Here is a 5,417-nt window from a genome sequence, read left to right as displayed (position 1 = left end):
CCGGTAGGCACGGTATAGAAAAATGTAAGATGTTAAAGACAAAACACCTTCACCCTCCCCTTAGTCCCCTCCCATCAAGGGAGGGAGAATATTTCCCCTGAAGGCTGGCGGCTGGGAGCTAAAAATTAACTTTACCCGTTCCCCTTAACCTTTTTATCAATCTCTACCTAATCTCTCTATTTAATTTTTACTGAGTGCTGATATTGAAATTCATTGAAATTTGCTGTAATACAATTGTAATTTATAGTAATTCATTGTAATTTCCACTTAATCTCCACCAATTACTATTTAATTTCTCCTTAAACCTTACCCTTTTATTTTCCATACTCCATATTCTATACTCTAAGCTTCGGGCTCCCAACTTTTTACCATTACAATATAATTTTTTCTATCGCTTCCACGATTGCTTCAGCTTCGATAATTTTACCACTTACTTTTATGGCATTATCGGGATCCTTGAGTCCGTGGCCGGTAAGCACACAGACTACAGTTTTCCCTTTTTCAATCTTTTTCTCCATAACAAGCTTTCTTAAACCAGCCACTGAAGCAGCCGATGCCGGTTCCACAAAAACGCCTTCTCGCAAAGCAAGCATTTTATAAGCTGAAATAATTTCTTCATCGCTAACCATATCAATTTTACCCCCGGAAGAAGAAGCGGCTTCTTCGGCCTCTTTCCATCTTGCGGGATTTCCAATTCTTATGGCTGTAGCAATTGTCTCCGGGTATTTTATGGGGTACCCCTTTACAATAGGGGCTGCACCCTCTGCCTGAAATCCCATCATCTTTGGAAGTTTTGTAGATTTACCGGCTTGATAATATTCTTTAAAACCCATCCAATACGCGGTAATATTTCCGCCATTGCCTACCGGAATAAAGAGATAATCCGGAGCATCTCCCAAATCGTCGCAAATTTCAAACGCGCCGGTTTTTTGCCCTTGAATCCGGTATGGATTTATGGAATTTACCAAAACTATCGGATGTTTTGTGGTAAGTTCTCGCACAATATCAAGCGCTTGATCAAAATTTCCCTTAATAGCTATAACTTTTGCCCCATGCATAAGCGCTTGAGAAAGTTTGCCTAAAGCTATCTTGCCTTCAGGAATTAAAACAATACAGTCAATTCCCGCTCTTGTAGCATAAGCTGCAGCTGAAGCAGATGTATTGCCAGTGGAAGCACACATCACAGCTTTAGCCCCTTCTTCAAGCGCTTTGCTAATTGCCATCGTCATGCCCCTATCCTTAAAAGAGCCCGTGGGGTTTAATCCTTCATACTTCAAAAAAATATTTAGTCCAAATTCCTCACTCAAATTCTTGGCAAAAATATGAGGTGTGTTTCCTTCAAACAAAGAAATAACGGGAGTTTTGTCAGATACGGGCAGAAAATCACGATATCTCTCAATTAAACCTTTTCTGTCACTCATTTGATTCCTCCACTCTGATAACGTTACAAATTTCATTTACTTCGCTTAGTTTCCTTATTTGATTGAGAGCCATCCTAAAATTCTTCTCTTTGAGAAGATGAGTAACAAGTATTAAATCAGCAGTTGAACCCTGTGACCCCTTTTGAATAACACTTGCTAAACTAACGTTATTATCGCCAAACACTTTCGCTATTTTTGCAAGAACTCCCGGCTTATCCGCAGCGTTCATAAGCAAATAATATTTTGAATTGATTTCATCTATCGGCCGTAAATTCAAATTTCTAAAACAGGTGCAACCAATCTTTCCACTTGAGCCATATTGTATGTTTCGCGCGACCTCTATTATGTCACCAACAACCGCGCTGGCAGCCGGCAAACTTCCAGCCCCCTGTCCAAAAAACATAACTTCTCCCACAGAATCTCCCTCAACAAAGATTGCGTTATAAACTCCATTTACTGAAGCTAATGGATGTTTAACCGGAATCATGGCCGGATGAACACGCACTTCCAGCTCTTCATCCACTTCTTTTGCCACCGCAAGAAGTTTTACCACATAATTCATTTCTTTGGCATGCAAGATATCTTTTGCGGTAATCTTTGAAATTCCTTCTACTGAAACATCAGAAAATTTTACCCTGCTATTAAAAGCAATCGAAGCTAAAATTGCTATCTTTGCTGCCGCGTCCCTTCCTTCAATATCAGCGCTGGGATCCCTTTCGGCATATCCCTTTTGTTGCGCTTCTTTTAAAGCTTTTTCAAAAGAACAACCTTCTTCACTCATCATAGTCAGAATATAGTTTGTAGTCCCATTTACAATGCCCATAACCTTTAAAATCTTGTTACTGGCCAAACATTCTTTTAAGAGGTGGATGATGGGAATGCCCCCTCCCACGCTTGCTTCAAAAAAGACATCTACTTTATTTTTATCGGCCATCTTTAAAATTTCTTCACCATGACTTGCCAAAAGCTCTTTGTTTGCAGTAACAACATGTTTCCCTTTTTTTATGGCCTCAAGTATGAAGCTTTTTGCAGGTTCTATCCCTCCAATTACTTCAACTACTATATCAATATCTGGATCTTCAATTATGGTTTTAGCATCAGTTATTATCTCTCTGTTAGCACCAACTGCATCAGCTTTTTCTGAACTTTTTTCAGCTATAGCTTTAACTACAAGGTCTGCTCCAACTTTCCGTTTAAAATCTTCTCTGTGAGTAGCTAAAATCTTATAAACTCCTGAACCAACAGTTCCTAATCCAATTAATCCTATATTTATCAAATCTTTCACTTTTCATCTCCCCTTGCTAGTTTGCTAGTTTATTTTTACTTTACCCTTAACTATCAGTTATTAGCTGTCTTGCTCATCAGTCGGGAGTCTCTTAGTTGGGAGTCGGGAGTTTGTTAGCCAAATTGCTGGTTTTACTATACTCCATACTCTATACTCTATACTTTTCATTTTCAATTACTTAAGTGGCCTTTCCAAACGTACTATATCCTCGTAATTTTCACGTCTGATTATTTCAGTAGCATTTCCTTCATTTACGAGAATTACCGCGGGACGAGGTTGCTTATTATAATTATTTGCCATCATATACCCATAAGCCCCTGTTGCAGGCGTACATAATATATCCCCAATTTCTACCAAAGGCAGTTTTGCGTCTTTAATAAGGACATCTCCGGATTCACAATGTTTACCCGCGATAGTTACTTTACTCACTGGCTTAAAATCGGCTTTATTGGCTATTATCACTTCATACTCCGCCCCGTAAAGCATTGGACGAAGATTGTCTGACATTCCCCCATCTACGGATATATATCGTCTAACACCAGGTATCTCTTTAATTGTGCCAACCGTATATAAAGTAACCCCTGAGTTACCAACTATAGAGCGGCCCGGTTCAATCAAAATTTTGGGAGATATTATGCCATGTTTTTTTGCTTGTTCTTGGACATTTTTGACTATTACCTCTGCATATTCTTCTATTGTTGAAGGCTCATCTTTCGCCTTATACTTTATTCCCAAGCCTCCCCCAACATTGATTTCTGAAGCATTAAAACCAGTTTCATCAAGTATTTGCTTAGAGAAATCCATTATTATTTCTATTGCTTTAGCATAAGAGTGCAAAACAAATATCTGCGAACCAATGTGAACATGAAACCCTTTTAAGCGTAAATTTTTAAATTCTAGAGCTTTTTTTACCGCCTTTAAAGCTATCCCGTCAGTCAAACCAAACCCAAACTTAGAATCAATTTGACCAGTCTGGATATAATCATGAGTGGAAGGTTTAATGCCAGGAGTAATCCTAAGCATAATATTGGGTTTAACTCCCTTTTCTGAAGCAATTTTATCCAGCAACTCCAGTTCGTCTTCGCTATCCACCACTATACAGCCTATTTCCATCGTTAAAGCCATTTCTAGCTCTTTGGGAGTTTTGTTATTCCCGTGCATAAAAATCTTTTCAGAAGGGAAATTAGCTTTCTTTGCAAGATACAGCTCCCCACCTGAAGATACATCTAAGGAGAGTCCTTCTTCTTGAATTATTTGACACATCGCAATAGAGATAAATGCCTTGCTGGCATAAATTACTTCGGTATTTTTGTTAAGTTTTTGAAATGACGAGAGATATTTCCTGCATTGTGCCCTTATGGTCTTCTCATCCATTACAAAAAGCGGGGTTCCGAATTTCTTTGCGAGTTCAACTGCATCACAACCGCCAATTTCAAGATGACTGCTTTCATTAATTTTAGATGTCAAAGGTAAAACCATGTAGCCCCCTAAGAAAAGAAATTTAAACAAATTAAAACAAAACACCAGCTTTAACCAGTTTAACATAGGTAATATTTATCAGTCAAAGCTAGCTTTATTCCACTAAGCTCCTTATCAAACTCAAATTTCTAATATCATCATTCTCACTCATATGAGGTGTTTCAAGTATACAAGGCAGTTCTCTTAATAGCGGGTGATTAACAATTCTTTTAAACCCACCTAACCCTATATAACCCTTTCCTATATCTGTATGTCTATCTATTCGAGAACCAAGTGGTGTACAAGAATCATTAGCATGAATTAAAGATACTCTATCTATGCCCACTTTTTCGTCCAATTCTCTTAAAACGTCATTCAAACCTTCTTTTGTTGATATATCATATCCCGCAGCAAATGCATGACAAGTATCAAGACAAACGCCAAACTTTTCACTCCAGTCAAGCTCCTCAAAGATGAAAGCCAACTCCTCAAACTTGGCCCCTAAATTAAAGCCGGAGCCCGCAGTGTTCTCTAAAAGTATCTTTGGGTTGTCGTCAAGCGTTGCAGTTAGGGACTTCAATGACTCAGAAATTCTTATAAGGCCATCCTTTGTTCCCGCGCCCTTGTGACTCCCCGGATGAAAAACAAGATAAGAAGCCTTAAGTTTTTTGGCTCGCTCAATTGCATCAAGCATTGCTCTTGCCGATCTCGAATAAATATCTGCATCTGGCGAACCCAGATTGACCAGGTATGGCATGTGGATAACAAGAGGGTCAATCCCGGCATCCTCGCGGCGAAAATTAAATTCGTGAATATCTTCATCTAAAATACCGGCGCGTTTCCAACCCCGGGGATTTCCGGAAAATATCTGCATCGTCTCGCAACCCCTGAGGATGGCTCGCTCAACAGCCAAGTATATTTTTCCCACAATTGATACATGACAACCAAATTTCATATTTTCAGTCGCTATCTGTCTGTAGTCTGTTAGTCGAGAGTCTCTTAGTTGGGAGTCGGGAGTTTGTTAGCCAGATTGTTGATTTTACTATACTCTATACTCTCTCTACTATCTGCCATAAGCTATCTGCTCTATTAGTCGGGAGTCTCTTAGTTGGGAGTCGGGAGTTTGTTAGCCAGATTACTGATTTTACTATACTCTATACTCTCTCTACTATCTGCCATAAGCTATCTGCTCTATTAGTCGGGAGTCTCTTAGTTGGGAGTCGGGAGTTTGTTAGCCAGATTGTTGATTTTAC

4 protein-coding genes are annotated in these 5,417 nt (G+C 39.2%); all 4 read right to left on the bottom strand.

Annotated elements, in window-relative coordinates:
• Positions 1–371 precede the first annotated feature (371 nt).
• The 4 genes from thrC to Q7U95_RS01250 all read right to left on the bottom strand — a co-directional run bounded on the left by thrC (position 372) and on the right by Q7U95_RS01250 (position 5,119).
• Complete coding sequence (thrC, locus tag Q7U95_RS01265) at positions 372–1,421, bottom strand: threonine synthase (protein ID WP_308751466.1); 1,050 nt, start codon at positions 1,419–1,421, stop codon at positions 372–374.
• Positions 1,414–2,706 carry a homoserine dehydrogenase gene (locus Q7U95_RS01260; RefSeq protein WP_308751465.1) on the bottom strand — a complete coding sequence of 431 codons (1,293 nt, stop codon included), beginning with the start codon at positions 2,704–2,706 and terminating at the stop codon, positions 1,414–1,416. Before Q7U95_RS01260 ends, thrC begins: the two co-directional genes overlap by 8 nt.
• Before the next feature lie 174 nt (positions 2,707–2,880).
• On the bottom strand, positions 2,881–4,185 hold the full coding sequence (gene lysA, locus Q7U95_RS01255) for a diaminopimelate decarboxylase (RefSeq protein WP_308751464.1): 1,305 nt from the start codon (positions 4,183–4,185) through the stop codon (positions 2,881–2,883).
• Positions 4,186–4,279: 94 nt separating this feature from the next.
• Positions 4,280–5,119 (bottom strand): deoxyribonuclease IV, encoded by an 840-nt coding sequence (locus Q7U95_RS01250; RefSeq protein ID WP_308751463.1) that lies wholly within the window; start codon positions 5,117–5,119, stop codon positions 4,280–4,282.
• Between the last annotated feature and the right edge of the window lie 298 nt (positions 5,120–5,417).

The sequence above is a fragment of the Candidatus Oleimmundimicrobium sp. genome (assembly GCF_030651595.1).
Lineage (GTDB): Bacteria > Actinomycetota > Aquicultoria > UBA3085 > Oleimmundimicrobiaceae > JAUSCH01.
This window is presented reverse-complemented; position numbering and strand designations above follow the sequence as displayed.

What these genes read in the sequence shown, in the direction of transcription:
- thrC (WP_308751466.1), bottom strand. Translation starts at nt 1,421, where the DNA reads ATGAGTGACAGAAAAGGTTTAATTGAGAGATATCGTGATTTTCTGCCC.
- lysA (WP_308751464.1), bottom strand. Translation starts at nt 4,185, where the DNA reads ATGGTTTTACCTTTGACATCTAAAATTAATGAAAGCAGTCATCTTGAA.
- Q7U95_RS01250 (WP_308751463.1), bottom strand. Translation starts at nt 5,119, where the DNA reads ATGAAATTTGGTTGTCATGTATCAATTGTGGGAAAAATATACTTGGCT.